The following is a 19782-nucleotide window of genomic DNA, read 5'->3' on the forward strand; positions in this document are numbered from 1 at the left end:
CGGCACACCGCCCACGGTGGCGTCCACCGTGATCCGTCCTGCCGTGGCGGCCATGTTGCCCACCCCTCGTGTCGTTGCTCGCCGGTCACGCCTGCCGGTCTTCTTCGCGCCCGGCGCGTACGGCGACATCGCGCCGGTGCTCCAGGGCGCTGAGCCTGGAGCGGGCCCGGCCGCACCGGGGGCACTTGCCCCCGGCCGATCGCCGCCGTGCCACGGGGCCGGGCAGGTCGGGAACCGGTGGCCGCGACGGCGGGGACCCGGCTCCGTCCGCGAGAAGGGGGTCCGGCACAGGCTTCGCGGTGGGATTGACGCGCGTGTCCGAGGTGACTCGGCGCGGTGTCCGTTCCGCGGCACCGTGGGCCGGTGGCGGCGGCACCCGACCGGGTGGCGCCGGCAGGGACGCCGGGCCGGGTGCCGCCCGGCAGGCGAAGGAGTCGGGACGTGCGGGAACCGGCGATCATCGAGGCACCGTCCGTGCTCGGGCTGCGGCCGTCCGGCGTCCAGGACCTGCCGGGGGCTCTACTCGACGCCGGTCTGTCGGCCCATCCCGGGGTGGTGCGGGCCGATCGGGTCGAAGCCCCGGCGTACGACCCGGAGCGGGACGCCGACACCGGGGTCCTCAACCCCGTCGGCATCGCGCGGTACTCCGTCCGACTGGCCGACGCGGTCGGCGGCGTTCTCGACGCCGGCCGCTTTCCCGTGGTCCTCGGCGGCGACTGCAGCATCCTGCTCGGCGTCCTCCTCGCCCTGCGCCGCCGCGGACGACACCACGGCCTGCTGTTCCTCGACGGCCACACCGACTTCTACCAGCCGTCGGCGGAGCCGACCGGCGAGGCGGCCTCGATGGAACTGGCCCTGGCCACGGGCCGCGGTCCTCGGCTGCTCGCCGATCTCGAAGGCCGCGGCCCCCTGCTCCGGGACGAGGACGTCGTCGCCTTCGGCTTCCGCGACTCCGCCGAGTCCGCCGAGGCCGGGATGCAGCCTCTGCCGCCGCGGCTGCACGCGATCGACCTCGACGGTGTGCGCGCGGCCGGCGCCGCCGCGGCAGCGCGCCGGGCGGTCGGCCGACTCGCCGGCGGCGCCCGCGCGGGGTACTGGGTCCACCTCGACGTCGACGTCCTGGACGACGCGGTCATGCCCGCCGTCGACTACCGCCTGCCCGGCGGGCTGACCTGGGCGGAGCTGGAGAGCGTGCTGCGGACGGCGCTGGCCGACGAACGGGCCGTCGGCCTCGACGTCACGATCTTCAACCCCCGTCTCGACCCCACGGGAGGGATCGCGGTCCGCCTCGCCGAGTGCCTGCGCCGAGGGCTGTCGGCGCGGACCGGGGACAGGGGGTGAGCCGGAGTCCGCCCCGGTGCGCGGAACCGACGAAAGGGACAATAAGGCGTCAACTCTTGAACGGGTCAAGGCTGTTCGAGATCGTTTCTGTCAAAAAGCTTGACGGTTATTTATCTGAAATTTACGTTGCCGGAATCTGAGAGCGCTCTCACCCCCCCTCACCCCCCTCATCCCCCACGAGGAGCCGTTCGTGAGATTCCGTAGACGTCCCAGACGTCCCGTCGCGCTGTCGGCCGTGGTCGCCACGGCCGTCGCCGCCACCTGCCTCGGCGTCGTCGGAGCCGGCAGCGCCGGCGCCGCCACCGTCCCCGTCGGACAGGGCGGCTACAGCGACACCCGCCCCGCCGGCGCCGCGGGGCCCCAGAACAACGCCGGCGCCCCCGTCAAGCCGAAGGTCACCTCCGCCGCCGCGGGCAAGCCGGTGCCCACCAACGACTGGTGGTCGTCCCTGGTCTTCCAGCGCTACCCCGACAACCCGTACTCCGAGAACATGTACGGGCACCCCCTGACCTACCGGGCCGTCGCCGGCGGGCTGGAGGTCGGCCACCCCACCTCGCACGCGATCGTGGGCGAGGGCCGCCAGTACGAGTTCGCGCACAAGCGCGACCTGACCCTCGGCCTGCAGGGCCTGAACTCGCCCGACGCCAAGGCCGACTCCTGGAGCGACTGGACCGTCACCCCCTACTGGTCCGACGGCACCCGCACCCTGCGCACCACCATCGGGCACGGACTGCCGTACGTGTACGCGCAGGGCAGCGGCGGCGCGGCGCAGATCTCCACCGCGAGCGCCCCGAACGTCTTCGCCGACGACGGCAACGTCCTGGGCGTCACCATCGGCGGCCGGCACTACGCGCTGTTCGCCCCCACCGGCAGCGACTGGACCGTCTCGGGCAACGACATCCGCGCGAACCTGGGCGGCAAGGACTACTTCTCCCTGGCCGTCCTGCCGAGCACCGACGCGCTGGCCACCTACCGCAAGTACGCCTTCAGCTTCGTCACCGGCTCCAAGGTGAGCTGGCAGTACGACCAGGCCGCCGGCCGGGTGAAGGCCACCTACGCCCTGACCACGACCGCCAAGGAGGGCAGCCAGACCGGCACCCTCCAGGCGCTCTACCGCCACCAGTGGCTGCACACCTCCGACGCGCTGACGTCCTGGACCTACCCCTCGCCGCGCGGAACGATGAAGGTCCGCGAGGGCACCTCCTTCACCACCTCGCAGAAGGTCCCCGGAGTCCTGCCCGCCCTGCCCCGGGCGTCCGGCGTGGACAAGACCAGGATCACGGGGTACCTCAACGAGGTGGCGAACGCCGCCGACCCGTTCCAGGGGGCCACGGACACCTACTGGACGGGCAAGCAGCTCGGCAGGCTCGCCCAGCTCGTGCCCATCGCCGACCAGATCGGCGAGACGGCCGTCCGCGACAAGCTGCTCGGCCTGATCAAGGGCCGGCTCCAGGAGTGGTTCACCGTCGGCGGCGCCTCGGAGTTCTCCTACGACCGCGACTGGCGGACGCTGATCGGCTACCCCGCCTCCTACGGCAGCGACAAGGAACTCAACGACCACCACTTCCACTACTCGTACTACGTGATGGCCGCGGCCGTCGTCGCCCAGTACGACCGGGCCTGGGCCGCGGACTCCGCCTGGGGCGGCATGGTCAAGACGCTCGTCAGGGACGCCGCCAACCCCAGCCGCACCGACGAGCTCTTCCCGTTCCTGCGCGGCTTCGACGTCTACGCCGGGCACAGCTGGGCCGCCGGCCACGCGGGCTTCGCCGCGGGCAACAACCAGGAGTCGTCCTCGGAGTCGATCAACCTCAGCGCGGGCCTGGTCCTGTGGGGCTCGGCCACCGGTGACACCTCCCTGCGCGACCTGGGCGTCTACCTGCTGACCACCGAGTCCGAGGCCATCGCCCAGTACTGGTTCGACGCCGACCAGGCCGTCTACCCCGGCGACTTCGCCCACGACGTCGTCGGCATGGTGTGGAGCAGCGGCGGCGCCTACTCCACCTGGTGGACCGCCAACCCCGAGGAGATCCACGGCATCAACGTCCTGCCGGTGACCGGCGGCTCCCTCCACCTGGCCCGTGAGAAGGACGCCATCCGGCGGAGCATCGCCGAGATGGAGCGGAACAACGGCGGTCCGGCCGTCGAATGGCGCGACGTGCTCTGGGAGTTCCAGGCCCTGGCCGACCCCGCGAAGGCCAAGGCCGCCTGGGACGCGCAGGGTGGGAACTACGGTCCGGAGGCGGGCGAGAGCAAGGCCCACACCTACCACTGGATCGCCACCCTGGACGCGCTCGGGGCGCCCGACCCCTCCGTCACCGCCGACAGTCCGACCGCCGCGGTCTTCACCAAGAACGGCACCCGCACCTACGCCGCCCACAACTTCTCCGACACGGCGAAGACGGTGACGTTCTCCGACGGCGGCAAGCTCACCGTCCCGGCCCGCTCCACGGCCACGGGCACCGGCACGGCCGACCCGGGCGACCCCGGCGACCCGCCGGCCACGGGCGACACCCTCCACCTGCGCTCCGGCGGGACGCTGAGCACCACCGAGGCCGGCTCCCCGGCCACCGACACCATCGCCTCCGCCGACGGCGTCAACCACGACGGCACCCCGTACCGGCCGCTGGCCTACGAGATCAGGAACGTCAACGGCACCCACGAGGCGGGCGGCACCACCGACTTCCGCCTGAAGGTGGACGCGGGGACGACGGTCGGCCTCGGCCAGCAGGCCCGGGTGTCCTACGACCTGACCGGCGACGGCACCTTCGACCGGGTGGAGACCTACCGCTACTTCGCCACCGACCCGGTGAACGGCTGGGAGGAGTACGCCGCCTCCCGCGCCGGACTGAAGTCGGCCTCGGGCAGCCTGGGCGACCTCAGGGGCGGAACGGTCCGGGTGGAGGTGTGGAGCGCGATCGGCAACGGCCCGTCGAAGCTCCAGGTGGACTCCGGCTCGGTGCTCACCATCCCCTTCGGGTGACCGACCCCCGTCGGCTCCGGGAGGCCGCGGAATCCGGGCGGCCTCCCGGAGCCCCGGGGGGACGGGGAGGGGAGACGGGTCAGGACCGGAAGGGGCCCGTCACCTCGTAGGTGATCCCGCCCGAGCTGCTGCCGCTGGTGCCGCGCTGGCTGGAGAAGTACAGCCGCCTGCCGTCGGGGGAGAAGGCCGGGCCGGTGATCTCCGAGGACGACTGGCCGTTGATCCGCAGGAAGGGCGCGACCACGTCGTCGGGGGTGATGACGCAGATCTCCATGTTGCCGCCGTCCTCGGCGACGAAGAGGTCGCCGGAGGCCGAGCCGGTGACGTTGTCCACGCCCGTCAGCGGGGCGCCGCCGGAGACCAGGGAGTCGTCGTAGGCGAGCTCGATCGTGTCGCTCGCCGCGTTGAGCCGCCACACCCGGCCGTCGCCCTTGGTGGTGAACCAGCAGGTGTCGTCGGCGTAGTGGCAGCCCTCGCCGCCGTTGAAGTGCTTGGCCGCGGAGACCTGGTGGCGGGTGGCGGTGGAGGCGGCGGACGGGTCGGGGACGGGGGCCCAGCCGATCGCGCCGGAGGTGCCCGAGCCGCCCGTGAGCACCTCCAGGCGCCCCGAGGACAGGTCGCCCCAGGTGTCGGGGCGGAAGCGGTAGAGGCAGCCGTCGGAGACGTCCTCGGTCAGGTAGATCACCTGGCGGACCGGGTCCGCGGCGGCGGCCTCGTGCTTGAAGCGGCCCATGGCGTCGCGGCGGACGGCGGCCTTCACGCCCCACGGGTCGGTCTCGTAGACGTAGCCGCGGTCGACCTCCTCGCACGACAGCCAGGTGTTCCACGGGGTCTTGCCGCCCGCGCAGTTCTGGCGGGTGTTCGACAGGACGCGGTAGGCGTCGGTGATGTTCCCGGAGGAGTCGAAGCGGATCGCGCTCGCGCCGCCGCCGGGGTTGATCTCGGAGTTGGAGACGTAGATCCAGCCGCTGCCGTCGGCGTAGCAGGCGCCGCCGTCGGGGGCGTTGTGCCAGGTGTGGGAGGTGCCGGGGACCCTCTGTCCGGAGCGGGCGATCACCCGGCTGGTGAAGCCCTGGGGCAGTTGGATTCCGTTGGCGTCGGCCGGGCGCAGGGCCCCGTAGGGGCCGGGGCCGGGCTGGGCGGGGGCGGCGTGTGCGGCGCCGCGCCACAGGGAGCCGCCGAAGGCGGCGACCGATCCGGTGAGCACGGCTCCGCGCAGGAAGTCACGACGTTCCACGATCAACTCCACCGAGGTCGTCTGGCCCCGCGACCGGTCGGCCGCGGAGTCGAACGATCAGGAAAGGTAGGAGCTGTGCTTTGACGGGGCATGAACGGACGGTCGCTCCGGGTGGCCGGTTGCCCCAACGTCGGTTGTCCCGTCCGGCTCGCCGACCGGTTCCCCCGACCCCCGGCGGCCGTAGGGTCGTCTCCGGGAACGGCGCGGCGAGGGAGGACCGATGACGGAACGGGACAGGACGACCGTGGACTTCTGGTTCGATCCGATCTGCCCCTACACCTGGCTCGCCTTCCGGTGGCTGCGCGAGGTGGAGAAGGTCCGCCCGGTCCGGATGCGCCCGCGCCTGATGAGCCTGCGGGTGCTCAACGAGGGCCGGGAGGTCGATCCGGAGGACCCGGACGGCCGGTGGGGCGACTACCTGTGGTACCCGGTGCGGCTGTGCGCCGCCGTCGAACGGGAGTACGGCGCGGACGCCCTCGTCCGTCTCTACGAGGCGCTGGGCCGGCGCCTCCACGTCCGGGGCGAGTGGGACGCCTTCCCCGACGCCCTCGCCGCCGCGGGGCTGCCCGCGCGGCCGGCGGCGGCGGTGGAGTCCGCCGCGTACGACGGGGCGATCCGCGCCTCCCACGCCCGGGCCGTGGCCCTGGTCGGCGAGGACGTGGGCACGCCGGTGATCGGCCTCCCCGCCCCGGACGGCGGGCGCGTGGGCCTCTTCGGCCCGGTCGTCTCCCCGGCGCCGCGCGGCGAGGACGCCGGACGGCTGTGGGACGGCCTCCTGCTGCTCGCCTCCGTGCCCGGCTTCTTCGAACTCAAGCGCACCCGCACCGGTGAGCCGGACGTCGGCTGAGGAGGCCCCGCGCGGCCGACCGGTCGACCCTCCGCGCCGCCCCGGGGTCGCCCACCCCGTCCCGGACGTGCCCGCCCCGCGGGAGGACGGCGGCGCGGCGGTCGCCGGGCACCGTCACCCGAGGGCGGCGAGGAAGCCGGCGACGGCGCGGGCGACGCCGTCCGGATCGTCGTCGTGGATCCAGTGCCCGGCCGAGGGGAAGGTGACCAGTTCGGTGCGGGGGCGGCGCTCGACCATCTCGCGGGCCAACCAGGCGGGCAGCAGGGTGCTTCGACCGCCGTGCAGCACCAGGGCGGGGCAGGTGGAGGCGAGCCAGTCCGGCCACCAGTCGCCGATACCGCCCTCCTGGACCGCCATCATGTCGTCCCAGTCGAACAGCAGCCGCCACCGGTCCCCGTCCCGGACCGCGCTCCGCATGAAGTAGCCGCTGTCGGGGACGCCGGCCGCCTCGATCCGGCGGGCGAGCTCCTCCCTGGTCCGGCCGGTGGTGGGCCAACCGCGCACGTCCAGGATCGGGTGGGCGATCTCGGGGCGGCGCATGACCGGACCGACGTCCTCGACGATCAGCGCGCTCACCGACTCCGGGTGCCGGGCGGCCAGTTGGCAGGCCGTGATGCCGCCCAGGGAGTGACCGAGGACGACCGCGGGGCCCAGGTCCAGTGCGCGCAGCAGGTGCGCGGCGTCCTCGACGAAGCCGTCGCGGCCGTAGTCGGCCGCGCGGTCGCTGAGGCCGTGGCCGCGCTGGTCGGGTGCCACGATCCGGGCCCGGCCCGCGAGGTCCCGGGCCAGGCGGGCGAAGACCGAGCCCCGGCCGAAGGTGCCGTGGAGCGCGAGCACGGGGACGCCGTCCCCGCCGAAGTCCAGGCAGGAGAGGGTGCGGCCGGCGATTCGGAGGCGGAGGTGTTCGGGCATGTCGAACACCCTGCCACGTTCCGCTCGGACGGCCGTGGCTACCGGAGCGCGGGGAACTCGTAGCGCACGCCGGTGAGGCGTTCGGACACCGCCCACAGGCGTTCGGCGGCCGTGTTGTCCAGGGTCCAGGGGGCACGCCAGGACGGGCCGGGATCCCCGCGCACGCCCAGCCGGCTGGGCCCGGTGAAGGAGTCCTGGCGGACCAGGGGAGCGGTCGCGGCGTAGAGGATGGGGACCGCCCCGGCCTCGGGGGTGGAGGCGAGGAGCCGGTTGAACAGGCGCATGGCCTTCTCCTGCGTGCGCCTGCCCGCCATCCGCGGCCCCTTGGCCTGGAGCTCGGTCGAGGAGTACCCGGGGTGCGCGGCGGCGGAGAGGACGTGGTGGGGCGCGGCGCGGCGTGCCAGCTCGCGGGTGAACAGCAGGTTCGCCGTCTTCGACCGGGCGTAGGCGATCCAGGGGTTGTGGCGGCGCTCGCCGCGCGGGTCGCCGAGGTCGACGTTGGCCAGGGCGTGGGCGAGGCTGGAGACGGTGACGACCCGGGCGCCGCGGGCGGCCAGCAGCCGGGGCAGCAGCAGACCGGTCAGCGCGAAGTGGCCCAGGTGGTTGACCCCGAACTGCGTCTCGAAGCCGTCCACGGTGCGGGAGTACGGGATGGCCATCAGCCCGGCGTTGTTGACCAGCAGCTCCAGGCGGTCGCAGGGCAGCGCGTCGGCGAAGGCCCGCACCGAGGCCAGGTCGGCGAGGTCCAGCGTCCGCACCTCGGCCCGTGCGTCCGGCACCTCGTGCAGCAGCCGGCACAGCGCCGTCGCGCCCCGCTCCCGGTCGCGGCAGGCGAGCACCACCCGCGCGCCGCGCCGGGCCAGCTCGCGCGCCGTGACGAGGCCCAGGCCGCTGTTGGCGCCGGTGACCACGGCGGTGCGTCCGTCGAGGTCGGGGATGTCCCGCGTGGTCCAGTCCATGCCCTGCCGCTCCTCGCCTCGACGTCCGCCCGGTCCACCGTGACGGCGCGATCGGTCACCTTCGCGCGGCACAGCGTAGGCCGGGGGAGGACGTCGAGGCGAGGAGTCCGGCGCCGCTCGGGTGGGCGCCGGGGCCGGATGGGTCAGGGACGTCAGGAGGCCCGGACGCGCACCTCCGTGCCGCAGGACATCCGGCGGTCGTGGCCGACCGTGCGCTCCGGCCCGGTCAGGGTCAGCGGCACGGTGTGGCGGACGTCGGCGCTGGAGGCGGCCAGACGCAGCTCCACGGCGCCGGGTTCGACGATCCGCCGGCCGGGCCGCACGGTGTACGAGGCCAGGTCGGCGTGGAAGTCGAAGACGACCTCGGCGGCCTGCCCCGGCTCCAGCGGCACCCGCGCGTAGCCGATCAGCCGGACGACCGGCTGGGCGGTGCGGGCCACGGGGTCGTGGAGGTAGAGCTGGACGACCTCGGTGCCGGCCCGCTCGCCGGTGTTGCGGACGGTCAGGCGGACGGCGGTGCCGCCGTCGGTGGCGACGGTGTCGGAACCGGCCTCGGGCGCCTCCCACTCGAAGGTGGTGTACGACAGGCCGTGCCCGAAGGCGTACAGCGGCGTCGGGTCGATGTTGCTGGCCTCGCCCTTCCGGCCCAGCGGCGGCGCGAGGTAGGTGGAGGGCTGGCCGCCGGGCGAGCGCGGCACGCTGACCGGCAGCCTGCCCGAGGGGTCGACCCGGCCGGTGAGCACCCCGGCGACGGCCGGACCGCCCTCCTCGCCCGGGAAGAACGCCTGCACGGTGGCGGCGAGCCGCCCCTCCCACCGGCCGAGCGCGTACGGGCGGCCGGTGAGCAGCACCAGGACGACGGGACGGTCGGTGCTCTCCAGCAGCTCGTCCAGGAACGCGGCCTGGCCGTCGGGGAGGGTGAGGTCCTCGGCGTCGCAGCCCTCGCCCGAGGTGCCGCGGCCGAAGAGGCCGGAGCGGTCGCCGAGCACGGCGATAACGATGTCGGCGTCACCGGGGTCGTCGGTGAGGACGGCTCCGGGCAGCTCGGCGCCCAGGGAGTCCAGCAGCGTGGGGATCTCCACGCCGATGGGCAACTCGGGGTGCTCGACGCCGACGTGCCGGGGGAAGGTGTAGCAGCCGAGCATGGCGGCCGGCTCGTCCGCGTACGGGCCGACCACGGCGATGCGGGCCGTGGGGTCCAGGGGCAGGACGCCCGCCCGGTTGTCCAGCAGGACCACGGACTCCTCGGCGACCCGCCGGGCCAGGGCCCGCATCGCGGGCGGGTCCAGGTCCACCGGGCCGTCCGTCCCGACGGGCGGGACGGCCGACCAGTCGGGGTCCAGCAGGCCCAGTTCGCACTTCTGCCGCAGCACCCGCAGCGCGGCCCGGTCCACCAGGGACTCGGGGACCTCGCCGGAGCGCACGGCCTTCAGCAGCGGCTCGCCGTAGCAGCGCAGGCCGGGCAGCTCCACGTCCACGCCCGCGGCCAGCGCCAGGGCGGCGGCACGGGCGGGGGAGTCGGCGACGCGGTGGGCCATCTCCAGGAAGGAGACGCCGAAGTAGTCGGAGACCACCGTGCCGTCGAATCCCCACTCCTCGCGCAGCAGGTCGGTGAGGAGCTCGGTGTGCGCGGCCGCCGGGACGCCGTCGAGGTCGTTGTAGGCGTGCATCACCGAGCGCGCCCCGCCCTCGCGCAGGGCCATCTCGAACGGCGGCAGGATCACGTCGGCCAGCTCGCGCGGGCCGATCGAGACGGGGCCGTGGTTGCGGGCGGCGCGCGAGGCGGAGTAGCCCGCGAAGTGCTTGAGCGTGGACACGATCCCCGACGACTCCAGCCCCGCCACGTAGGCGGTGGCCAGGGTCGCCACCAGGTACGGGTCCTCGCCGATGGACTCCTCGGTGCGGCCCCAGCGCGGGTCGCGGACCACGTCCAGGACCGGGGAGAGGCCCTGGTGGATGCCGACCGAGCGCATCGACGCGCCGATCGCCGCGGCCATCTCCCGGACCAGCGCCGGGTCGAAGGTCGCGCCCCAGGCCAGCGGGGTGGGGAAGATGGTGGCCTGCCAGGCGGTGAAGCCGGTCAGGCACTCCTCGTGGGCGATGGCCGGGATGCCGAACCGGTTCGCCGCGGCGACCTTCGTCTGGAAGTCCGCCAGGGCCCGCGCGCCCTCGGCGGGCTCGACGGGGGCGGTGCCGAAGGGGCGGGTGAGCTGGCCCAGGCCGTGGGGCAGCAGGGCGTCCAGATCGACCTTCTCGGAGACCTCGTGCTGGAGCGGAGCGACGTCCTCGCCGTCGGCCTCGGAGCCCGGCCAGACGCTGGAGAGCTGTGCGAGCTTCTCCTCCAGCGTCATCCGGGACAGCAGATCGGCGGCGCGCTCCTCCACGGGTCGGGAGGTGTCCTGCCAGGGGTGGTGATGCATGAGGCTCCTTGTTCAAGCGTCAGCGTGTCTCGGCGCGTCCCCGCGAGGCGGGTCAGCGCCCGCCGGCGCCCATGAGGCCGTTGACGAGTTGACGGCGGGCGAAGAGGTACACGACGAAGATCGGCACGATCGACAGCACGACCGCGGCGAGCAGCGCGGGGATGTCCACCCGGAACTGACCGACGTAGTCGTAGAGGCCGAGGGTGAGGACCCGGCTCTCCCGGGACTGGGTGAGGATCAGCGGGAAGAGGAAGTTGTTCCAGGCCTGCAGTGCCGCGTAGACGCCGACGGTGGAGATCCCGCCGCGGGAGAGCGGGACCACGAGCTGGAGGAGGACGCGGGTCTGGCTCGCCCCCTCCAGCGCCATCGACTCGTACATCTCCTCCTCGATGTCCCGCATGGTGCCCGCCAGGATCAGCACGCAGACGGGCAGGCAGAACGCCGCCGTCGGCAGGATGATCGCCAACAGGCTGTCGTACAGGTTCATCTGGGTGATCAGCAGGTAGATCGGGATGATCACCGCCTGGGCCGGGATGGCCAGGCCCAGCAGGAAGAACTGGAAGACGCGCTGGGAGGTCCGGCTGAGGGTGCGCACGACGGTGTAGCCGACGCCCACCGAGAGCACGATGACGATGGCCGCGGTGGCGACCGTGACGATCGCGGTGTTGAGCAGGTAGGTGAGGAAGTCGCTCTCCAACACCGTGCGGTAGTTGTCCAGCGTCAGGTCGCCGGGCAGGGCGAGCGACCCCTCGTCGAAGTAGGCGTCGCGGTCCCGGAGGGTGGTGAGGACCAGGACGTACAGCGGCAGGCCGACGACGACCAGCCAGGCGAGGGCGGCGACGCCCGCCGGGACGTTCCACCTGCGGACGCGGCGGAGCCCGCCGCGCAGGCCCCGGTCGTTCCGCGGCTGCGGGGTCCGCGGACTCGGCTCGACGTGCCGGGGCTGCCGGTGGTCCGGCCGGGTTGCGGTCTTCACATCCCCTCCCGGGTGCTGCGCATGGCGCTGAAGCCGGAGATCCGGACCATCAGCAGGGAGATGGCGGTGGCGACCACGACGAGGACGGTGGCGATGGCGCTGGCGTAGCCCATGTCGTACGCCTGGAAGCCGGTCTCGTACATCAGGTAGGGCACGATCGTGGTGTCCGTTCCCGGTCCGCCCTCGGTGAGGATGAGGACGGTGTCGAAGAAGGTCAGCGCGCCGACCACCATCAGCACCGAGGAGGTGACGATGGTGTTGCGCAGCTGCGGCAGGGTGATGGAGAAGAACTGCCGGACGGTGCTCGCCCCGTCGATGGAGGCGGCCTCGTAGAAGGACTTGGGGATCTGCCGGGCGCCGCCCTGGTAGAGCAGGGTGTGGAACGGGATGAACTGCCAGGCGGCGACGAAGGCGATCGCGGCCATGGCGCCCCGTCCGGTGCCGAGCAGGTTGCCGTCCTCCAGGCCGAACCACGGGCCGATCTCGGATATCAGGCCGAAGTTGGGGTCCAGCAGCGACTTCCACAGCAGTGCCAGGGCCACCGAGGAGGCCAGCAGCGGCAGGAAGAAGATGGCGCTGAGGACGGCCCGGGCCTTCTGCCGGCCCGCGGCCCACACCCCGAGCAGGAGGGCGATCGGCGTCTGGATCAGCCAGCTGGCCGCCGTGAGGACGATGCTCAGCCACACGGCCTGCCGCATGGTGGGGTCGTTCCACAGCCGTTCCCAGTTGCCGGTGCCGCTCACCGAGGGGAAGGAGCCGAGTCCGTCCCAGTTGGTGAAGGAGAGGTAGACGACCAGGGCCATGGGGCCGACGGCGAACAGGACGAAGAACAACACGCCGGGGACCGCCCAGGCAATGCCCGGGCGGCCCACGCGCGGCGACGCGGTCGGTGCTGCTTGCTTCACTTGAGGGCCTTCATGGCGTCGACGAACTCTTCGGGGCCGAGCTGCTTGTTGAAGAGCTTCTGGATGTTGGTCAGCATCGGCGACGCCTGCTGCGCCGGCAGGGCCTGGTCCCAGGAGAGGGTGAAGGACGGGGCGTCGCGCACCATGTCGTACTGGTAGACGGCGTAGTCGGGGGCGTCGTGCTCGGCGACCAGGTTCTCGGAGTCCGAGGTGGTGGGGACGTCACCGTTGTCCACCAGCGTCTCGGCGTACCAGTCCTCGCTCGCGGTCTTGACGAACTCGATGGCCGCCTCGCGCTGCGCGCCCTTCAGCTTGGAGCTGATGGACCAGAAGTTGGTGGGGTTGCCGACCACGCTCTTGGGGTCGCCCTTGCCGTCGGGGAGGGCGGGGAAGGTGGTCCAGCCCAGGTGCTTCTCGGCGAACTCCGGCTGGTTGGCCTTCTGGTTGGAGTACTCCCAGCTGCCCATCAGGTGCATGGCGGCCTTGCCCTTGGCGAAGAGGGTGGAGGCGCCGTCGGCGGTGTAGTTGACCGACTTGTAGTTCTTGCCGAACGCACCGCGGTCGACGAGGTCCTGGACGGTCTCGGCGGTCTTCAGGACGGCCGGGTCGCCCCACGCCTCGGAGTCGCCGTTCTGGATGCGCTGGAAGACCTCCGCGCCGCCGATGCGGTCCAGCAGGTACTCGACCCACATCAGCTCGGTCCAGGCGTCGGTGCCGGCGAGGGCGAAGGGGGTGACGCCCTCCTTCTTGAAGGTGTCGATCAGTCCGAGGAGGTCCTTCCAGGTGTTCGGAGGCTCGACCCCGGCCTTCTCGAAGACCTCCTTGTTGTAGAAGAGGATCACCGGCTGCATGCCCCGCATCGGGACGCCGTAGTACTTCCCGTCGACCTTGCCCGCTTCCAGGATGGACGGGATGAAGGACTCCTTGAACTCGGCGTCCTTCTCGAACTCGGGCGTGAGGTCGACCAGCATGCCCTTCTCGACGAAGTTGCCGATGCTGCCGCCGCCCCAGTTGAAGAAGACGTCCGGGGCGTTGGGGGTGCCCATGGCGCTGCGCATCTTGTCCTGGTAGCCCTCGCCGGGCACCTCGACGAGCTCGGCCTTGACGTCCGAGTTCTCGTTGAAGCGCTTGATCGCCTCGCGCTGCACCTTGGTGGAGGCGTCCTGGTAGACCCAGACCTCCAAGGTGTCGCCCTTGGCCTCGCCGGGACCGCCGCTGCCGCAGGCGGTGAGCAGGGAGGCGGCCAGGGCGGCCGCCGTCAGCGTGGCGGCGTGGCGCCGCCGGAACCCTCGACGGCCCGCCTTCGCAGAGCCCAGCAGTGCTGTTCGCATCGCATACCTTCCGGAAGGAATCCGAAAATTATCGGTAGTGGTGTGGGGAACGTACGGATGCGACCTGCGTGTGTCAACGGATCTGACAAAAAACGGGCGGGGCGGGCGACGATGTGACGTTCTCGTGACCTCCGGATGTCCGACGGACCGTCGGAGACTCAGCCGCGCGGAGGCGCCGTGCTGGCACGAACGACCAGTTCAGTGGCCAACTCCACGCGTGGGGAGTCCAGTTCCTCGCCCCGGGCCTGGCGCAGCACGGTGCGGGCCGCGACCTTCCCCATCTCCACCAGCGGCTGGCGCACCGTGGTCAGGGGCGGAGCGGACCAGCGCACTTCCGGAAGGTCGTCGAAACCGACGACGCTGATGTCCTCCGGCACCCGCATCCCGCGGCGCCGCAGCGCCTCGATGGCGCCCAGCGCCATCTGGTCGCTGGAGGCGAAGAGCGCGGTGGGCGGCTCGTCCAGGTCCATCAGCCGGTTGCAGCCGGTGAAACCGGACTCGTGGTAGAAGTCGCCGGGCACCATGAGCCGGTCGTCCACGGGCACGCCCGCCGCCTCCAGCGCGGCGCGGTAGCCGTCCATCCGGGCGCGGCTGCACAGCAGGCGCGGCGGACCGGCGATGAACCCGATCCGGCGGTGGCCCAGCTCCAGCAGGTGCTCGGTGGCCGCCATGCCGCCGGCCCAGTTGGTCGCGCCCACCGTCGGCGCGTCCAGGGCGGGCGACCCGGCCGGGTCCACCACCACCAGCGGCACGCCCAGCCGGTGCAGCTCCTCGTGGAGCACCGGCTCCAGGACCGAGGTCACCAGGATCACGCCGCCCGAGGCGCGGGCCCGCAGGTTGCGCATCCACTGCCGGGCCGAGCCGGCGCGGTCGTGGATCGCCGAGACCACCGTGCCGAAGCCGACCTCGTGCGTGGTCTCCTCCACCCCGCGGATGATCTCCACGGCCCACGGGCTGTCCAGGTCGTTGAAGACCAGGTCGATCAGGGCGGGACGGTCGCCCGAGGAGGAGGTGCGGCGGCGGTACCCGTACTGCCGCAGCAGCTCCTCGACCCTGGCCCGGGTCGCGGGCGCGACGTCCGACCGGCCGTTGACCACCCGCGAGACCGTGGGCACCGAGACCCCCGCCTCCTGGGCGATGGCGGTGATCGTCACCTTCTGCTCCACTTTCGGCGCGACCCGCTGCTCGGCGACCCCGTCGGCCGTGCCCGCCGCGCCCTCTGCCCTGCCGTCTGCCATGCCCCTGCTCCTCCACCGTTGACGGGCGTTCTCATCGGCTCTACCGTTCCCGGCGCACCCTCGAAACCTTCCAACAGTCTTCCGGAAAGCGTTCCGGGGCGTCGAGAGAGGGACACCCCAGCATGAGGCCACACCGTGTACGCACCGTACGTCGTTTAGCCAGGGCGGTCGTAGCCGCCTCCGCCGCCGCGGCCACCCTGGCCTTCGGACTCGTCGGCACGAGCCAGGCCGCCGACCCCACCCTGAGGGAGGTGGCCGAGCCCACCGGCCGCTTCATCGGCACGGCGATCAACGACGGCCTGCTGAGCAACAGCACCTACCGGAACATCGCCGCGACCGAGTTCGACAGCGTCACCGCCGAGAACGTCATGAAGTGGGACACGGTCGAGCCCCAGCGCGGCCAGTTCAACTGGTCCGGCGCCGACCGCCTGGTGCAGTTCGCCCAGCAGAACGACCAGCTCGTCTACGGCCACACCCTGGTCTGGCACAGCCAGATGCCGGGCTGGCTGCAGAACGGCTCGTTCTCCAACAGCGAGTTCCGCACGATCATGACCGACCACGTCACCACCCAGGTGAGCCGCTACCGCGGCCAGGTCCAGCGCTGGGACGTGGTCAACGAGGCGTTCAACGAGGACGGCACCTTCCGGCAGAGCAAGTTCTACCAGCAGCTCGGCTCGTCCTACATCGCCGACGCCTTCCGGGCCGCCCGCGCCGCCGACCCGAACGCCAAGCTCTTCATCAACGACTACAACACCGAGACCGCCAACGCCAAGAGCGACGGCCTGTACCGGCTCGTCAGGGACCTGAAGGCCCAGGGCGTGCCCATCGACGGGGTCGGCTTCCAGAACCACCTCATCGTCGGCCAGGTGAACGGCTCCGCCATCCAGCAGAACCTCAAGCGCTTCGCCGACCTCGGCCTGGAGGTCGTGATCACCGAGCTGGACATCCGGATGCGGACGCCCGCCGACAGCACCAAGCTCCAGCAGCAGGCCCGGGACTACCGGGCGGTGGCCGACGCGTGCCTGGCGGTCTCCGCCTGCTCCGGCATCACCGTCTGGGGCATCAGCGACCGCGACTCGTGGGTGCCGGACGTCTTCCCCGGCGAGGGCGCGGCCTGCCCCTGGGACGACAACTACCGGCCCAAGCCGGCCTACGAGGCGCTGCGCGCCGCTTTCGTCGCGGCGGGCGGCGGCGACCCCGGGGACCCGGGCGACCCCGGTGATCCGGGCGACCCCGGCACCGGAAGCTGCACCGCCGCCTTCACCGTCTCCAACCGCTGGGCCACCGGTTCGGTCGTCTCCGTCACCGTCCGCACCACCCAGGCCCTGAACGGCTGGCGCGCGGAGTTCGACCTGCCGTCGGGCGTCACCGTCGCGGGCGGCTGGAACGGCGGCTTCTCCCAGAGCGGCAGCCGCGTCACCGTCACCAACGCCGCGTACAACGGCACGGTCCCGGCCGGCGGAACGTTCTCCTTCGGCTTCCAGACCGCCGGCGGCGCGGCCCAGGACGGCACCGCCGTCAGCCTCGGCGGCCAGAGGTGCGCCGCGGGCTGACCCCGAAAGCCCCCGGCCGGCGCACCGATCGTCAGGGCAGGACGGACGGCGCGCCGGACGGGTCCGCCCCGGTCGCGGCCCGCCCCACACGGGCCGCGGCCGGCCGGCGGGTACGGACGGCGTAGACGGGCACCGACACCTCGTCGTCGTCCAGACACCGCCCCGTGGCCAGGTCGAACCGCTGCTTGAGCAGCGGCGACGCCACGAACGCCCGGCCCCCCGCCGAACCCAGCAGCCCGCGCGAGAGGACGTAGGCGCCGGTGAACGGATCGCGGTTGCCGACCGCGTACGTCCGGCCCGCCCGGTCCCGGAAGAGGGCGACCTGCCGGCCGTCGGGCAGCAGCGCCGCCACCCCCCGGCCCGGCTCCAGGTCGGACAGGCCGCACACCGCGGCCCAGCCGTCCTCGGTCCGCACCTCCACGCGCGGGTCGGCCGCGGCGGCGGTCGGGACGTCCTCGGAGGCGGTGACGGTCACCGTGGTCATCGTGAAGCGCTCCCTTCGAGAGTGCGGACGGGGATGTCCGGCCCGGACAGGACCGTCAGGTCGGGCTTGATCTGCTCGCGCTCGGGGACGAACCGCACCGACGGATCGGGCGCGTCCGGCGCGTTGACGAAGGAGACGAAGCGCCGCAGCCGGTCCGGGTCGTTCAGGGTCTCGGCCCACTCGTCGCGGTAGTTCGCCACGTGCTCGGCCATCATGGCCTCCAGCTCGTCGCAGAGCCCCAGCGAGTCGTGGACGACCACGTCCCGCACGTGGTCCAGGCCGCCCTCGATCCGCTCCAGCCAGGCCGCGGTCCGCTCCAGCCGGTCGGCGGTGCGGATGTAGAACATCAGGAAGCGGTCGATCAGCCGGACCAGCTCGGAGTCGCTCAGGTCCTGGGCCAGCAGGTCGGCGTGGCGCGGGGTCGCGCCGCCGTTGCCGCCCACGTACAGGTTCCAGCCGCCCGCCGTGGCGATCACGCCGAAGTCCTTGCTCCGCGCCTCCGCGCACTCGCGCTGACAGCCGGAGACCGCCGCCTTCAACTTGTGCGGGGCGCGCAGACCCCGGTAGCGCAGCTCCAGGTCGATGGCCATGCGCACCGAGTCCTGCACCCCGTAGCGGCACCAGGTGGAGCCCACGCACGACTTCACCGTGCGCAGCGCCTTGCCGTAGGCGTGGCCCGACTCGAAGCCGGCGTCCACCAGCCGCGCCCAGATCGCGGGGAGCTGGTCCACACGGGCGCCGAACAGGTCGATCCGCTGCCCGCCGGTGATCTTGGTGTAGAGGCCGAAGTCCCGGGCCACCTCGCCGATCACGATCAGCTTCTCCGGGGTGATCTCCCCGCCGGGGACGCGCGGCACGACCGAGTACGAGCCGTTGCGCTGGAGGTTGGCCAGGTGGTGGTCGTTGGTGTCCTGGAGCGCGGCCTGCTCGCCGTCCAGGACGTAGCCGTCGGCGCCCAGCGTCGGGGCGAGCGAGGCGATGATCGAGGCGACGGCCGGCTTGCAGACCTCGCAGCCGTCGCCGCCGCGGGCCTCCTCGCGGCCGTGGCCGTCCAGCAGCTCGGCGAAGGACGTCAGCCGCAGGGTGCGGACGATCTCGTACAGCTCGCCGCGGGTGTGGGCGAAGCAGCCGCACAGGCCCTTGTCGACGGTGACGCCGCTCGCCTCCAGCTCGTCGTTGACCAGCGTGGTGAGCACCTTCACGCAGCTTCCGCAGCCGGTGCCCGCCCGGGTGCACTTCTTCACCTCGGGCACGCCGGCGCACCGGTGGTCGGTGACGGCCGCGCGGATGGTGCCCTTGGTGACGTTGTGGCAGCTGCAGATCACCGCCTCGTCGGGCAGCGCGGACGGTCCCGGCGCCGGCGACGCGCCCGCGCCGGCCGGCAGCACCAGTCGCTCGGGGGCCACCGGCGGGACGCTGCCGGTCAGCGGGCGCAGCGTGCCGTACGCCTCGGCGTCCCCGACCAGCACCCCGCCCAGCAGGGTGCCGTCGGAGGCGACCACCAGCTTCTTGTAGATCCCGGCGCGCGAGTCGGAGTAGACGACGTCCAGGCAGCCCTCGGTCCGTCCGTGCGCGTCGCCGAAGGAGGCGACGTCCACGCCCAGCAGCTTGAGCTTGGTGGAGGTGTCGGCGCCGGTGAAGGAGAGCCCCGTTCCGCCCGCGACGGCCTCGGCCGCGACCCGCGCCATCTCGTAGCCGGGGGCGACCAGCCCGTACACCGTGCCGTCCACGGCCCTGGCGCACTCGCCGATGGCGTACACGGCCGGATCGGAGGTGCGGCAGCGCTCGTCGACGACGATGCCGCCGCGCTCGCCGACGGCCAGGCCGCAGTCGCGGGCGAGCCGGTCGCGGGGGCGCACGCCCGCCGAGAAGACCACCATGTCGGTCGCGAGCACCGAGCCGTCCGACAGCGTCATCGAGGCGACGGCCCCGCCGGCGTCGGCGGTGATCTCTTGGCCGGCCACGCCCGTGTGGACGATCAGCCCCATCCCCTCGACGGTGCGGCGCAGCGCGGCGCCGCCGCCCTCGTCGACCTGGAGGGACATCAGGCGCGGGTTGAACTCCACGACGTGGGTCTCCAGCCCCAGCCCGTCGAGCGCACCGGCCGCCTCCAGCCCGAGCAGCCCGCCGCCGACGACCGTGCCGACGCGGCTGTGCCTCGCGTACGCCTCGATGGCGAGCAGGTCCTCCACCGTGCGGTAGACGAAGCAGCCGGTGCTGTCCCGGCCCGGCACGGGCGGCACGAACGGGTACGAGCCGGTGGCCAGCACCAGCGTGTCGTAGCCGATCTCCAGCCCGGCGCGCGAGGTGACGGTGCGCGTCTCGCGGTCGATCGAGACCGCCGGGTCGCCCACGTGCAGCTCGATGCCGTGCCGCTCGAGGAAGCCCTCGTCGACCAGGGACAGCTCCTCGGGCGAGGTGCCGGAGAAGTACGAGGACAGGTGGACGCGGTCGTACGCGGGCCGTGGCTCCTCGCACAGCACGACCACCCGGGCCCGCTCGGTGACCTTCCGGTTCGCGAGTTCCTCCAGGAACCGCTGGCCGACCATCCCGTGTCCGACGAGCACGATCGTGGGGCGTGGCGTCCGGGGCATCT

Annotated in this window: 14 protein-coding genes; 4 read left to right on the plus strand and 10 right to left on the minus strand. The window is 72.8% G+C overall.

Annotated elements, in window-relative coordinates; all coding sequences use genetic code 11:
• The first annotated feature begins 441 nt into the window (after nt 1–441).
• Nucleotides 442–1341, plus strand: coding sequence for an arginase family protein (locus ABD335_RS12815; protein ID WP_344322401.1), 900 nt, complete (start codon nt 442–444; stop codon nt 1339–1341).
• A 190-nt stretch (nt 1342–1531) separates the two neighbouring features.
• The gene (locus tag ABD335_RS12820) at nt 1532–4324 is read left to right on the plus strand and encodes a glycosyl hydrolase (protein WP_344322402.1); all 2793 of its coding nucleotides are present in this window, start codon (nt 1532–1534) and stop codon (nt 4322–4324) included.
• Nucleotides 4325–4403: 79 nt separating this feature from the next.
• Here the strand turns inward: ABD335_RS12820 and ABD335_RS12825 are convergent, their stop codons facing one another.
• Nucleotides 4404–5561, minus strand: a complete 1158-nt coding sequence (locus ABD335_RS12825) for an alkaline phosphatase PhoX (protein ID WP_344322403.1) — start codon at nt 5559–5561, stop codon at nt 4404–4406.
• 220 nt (nt 5562–5781) lie between these two features.
• Here ABD335_RS12825 and ABD335_RS12830 point away from each other — a divergent pair, with 220 nt between their 5' ends.
• Nucleotides 5782–6408, plus strand: coding sequence for a mycothiol-dependent nitroreductase Rv2466c family protein (locus ABD335_RS12830; RefSeq protein WP_344322404.1), 627 nt, complete (start codon nt 5782–5784; stop codon nt 6406–6408).
• A gap of 114 nt (nt 6409–6522) precedes the next feature.
• Here the strand turns inward: ABD335_RS12830 and ABD335_RS12835 are convergent, their stop codons facing one another.
• The 7 genes from ABD335_RS12835 to ABD335_RS12865 all read right to left on the minus strand — a co-directional run bounded on the left by ABD335_RS12835 (nt 6523) and on the right by ABD335_RS12865 (nt 15149).
• Entirely contained in the window at nt 6523–7320 is a 798-nt protein-coding gene (locus tag ABD335_RS12835) for an alpha/beta fold hydrolase (RefSeq protein WP_344322405.1), read from the minus strand.
• 38 nt (nt 7321–7358) lie between these two features.
• Nucleotides 7359–8279 (minus strand): oxidoreductase, encoded by a 921-nt coding sequence (locus tag ABD335_RS12840; protein WP_344322406.1) that lies wholly within the window; start codon nt 8277–8279, stop codon nt 7359–7361.
• Nucleotides 8280–8431: 152 nt separating this feature from the next.
• Nucleotides 8432–10699: a beta-xylosidase/alpha-l-arabinosidase gene (locus ABD335_RS12845; protein ID WP_344322407.1), complete on the minus strand. Its 2268-nt coding sequence runs from the start codon at nt 10697–10699 to the stop codon at nt 8432–8434.
• 52 nt (nt 10700–10751) lie between these two features.
• A complete protein-coding gene (locus ABD335_RS12850; RefSeq protein WP_425583622.1) occupies nt 10752–11675 on the minus strand; it encodes a carbohydrate ABC transporter permease in 924 nt (307 codons plus the stop codon).
• A complete protein-coding gene (locus ABD335_RS12855) occupies nt 11672–12580 on the minus strand; it encodes a carbohydrate ABC transporter permease (RefSeq protein ID WP_344322408.1) in 909 nt (302 codons plus the stop codon). Before ABD335_RS12855 ends, ABD335_RS12850 begins: the two co-directional genes overlap by 4 nt.
• The gene (locus tag ABD335_RS12860) at nt 12577–13911 is read right to left on the minus strand and encodes an extracellular solute-binding protein (protein WP_344322409.1); all 1335 of its coding nucleotides are present in this window, start codon (nt 13909–13911) and stop codon (nt 12577–12579) included. The genes ABD335_RS12855 and ABD335_RS12860 overlap by 4 nt, the downstream gene beginning before the upstream one ends.
• Before the next feature lie 158 nt (nt 13912–14069).
• Nucleotides 14070–15149: a LacI family DNA-binding transcriptional regulator gene (locus ABD335_RS12865; protein ID WP_344322410.1), complete on the minus strand. Its 1080-nt coding sequence runs from the start codon at nt 15147–15149 to the stop codon at nt 14070–14072.
• A 122-nt stretch (nt 15150–15271) separates the two neighbouring features.
• On the opposite strand from ABD335_RS12865, the gene ABD335_RS12870 reads away from it, so the two are divergent.
• Nucleotides 15272–16702, plus strand: coding sequence for an endo-1,4-beta-xylanase (locus ABD335_RS12870; protein ID WP_344322411.1), 1431 nt, complete (start codon nt 15272–15274; stop codon nt 16700–16702).
• A 31-nt stretch (nt 16703–16733) separates the two neighbouring features.
• Here the strand turns inward: ABD335_RS12870 and nirD are convergent, their stop codons facing one another.
• A complete protein-coding gene (nirD, locus tag ABD335_RS12875) occupies nt 16734–17186 on the minus strand; it encodes a nitrite reductase small subunit NirD (RefSeq protein WP_344322412.1) in 453 nt (150 codons plus the stop codon).
• Nucleotides 17183–19780 (minus strand): nitrite reductase large subunit NirB, encoded by a 2598-nt coding sequence (nirB, locus tag ABD335_RS12880; protein WP_344322413.1) that lies wholly within the window; start codon nt 19778–19780, stop codon nt 17183–17185. Before nirB ends, nirD begins: the two co-directional genes overlap by 4 nt.
• Nucleotides 19781–19782: the final 2 nt, after the last annotated feature.

It is taken from the genome of Streptomyces macrosporus, from assembly GCF_039533145.1.
Taxonomy (GTDB): Bacteria; Actinomycetota; Actinomycetes; order Streptomycetales; family Streptomycetaceae; genus Streptomyces; species Streptomyces macrosporus.

Excerpts from the sequence above, each read along its gene's own strand:
- ABD335_RS12830 (WP_344322404.1), top strand. The coding sequence starts at position 5,782 with ATGACGGAACGGGACAGGACGACCGTGGACTTCTGGTTCGATCCGATC.
- ABD335_RS12835 (WP_344322405.1), bottom strand. The coding sequence starts at position 7,320 with ATGCCCGAACACCTCCGCCTCCGAATCGCCGGCCGCACCCTCTCCTGC.
- ABD335_RS12840 (WP_344322406.1), bottom strand. The coding sequence starts at position 8,279 with ATGGACTGGACCACGCGGGACATCCCCGACCTCGACGGACGCACCGCC.
- ABD335_RS12845 (WP_344322407.1), bottom strand. The coding sequence starts at position 10,699 with ATGCATCACCACCCCTGGCAGGACACCTCCCGACCCGTGGAGGAGCGC.
- ABD335_RS12860 (WP_344322409.1), bottom strand. The coding sequence starts at position 13,911 with ATGCGAACAGCACTGCTGGGCTCTGCGAAGGCGGGCCGTCGAGGGTTC.
- ABD335_RS12865 (WP_344322410.1), bottom strand. The coding sequence starts at position 15,149 with ATGGCAGACGGCAGGGCAGAGGGCGCGGCGGGCACGGCCGACGGGGTC.
- ABD335_RS12870 (WP_344322411.1), top strand. The coding sequence starts at position 15,272 with ATGAGGCCACACCGTGTACGCACCGTACGTCGTTTAGCCAGGGCGGTC.
- nirD (WP_344322412.1), bottom strand. The coding sequence starts at position 17,186 with ATGACCACGGTGACCGTCACCGCCTCCGAGGACGTCCCGACCGCCGCC.
- nirB (WP_344322413.1), bottom strand. The coding sequence starts at position 19,780 with ATGCCCCGGACGCCACGCCCCACGATCGTGCTCGTCGGACACGGGATG.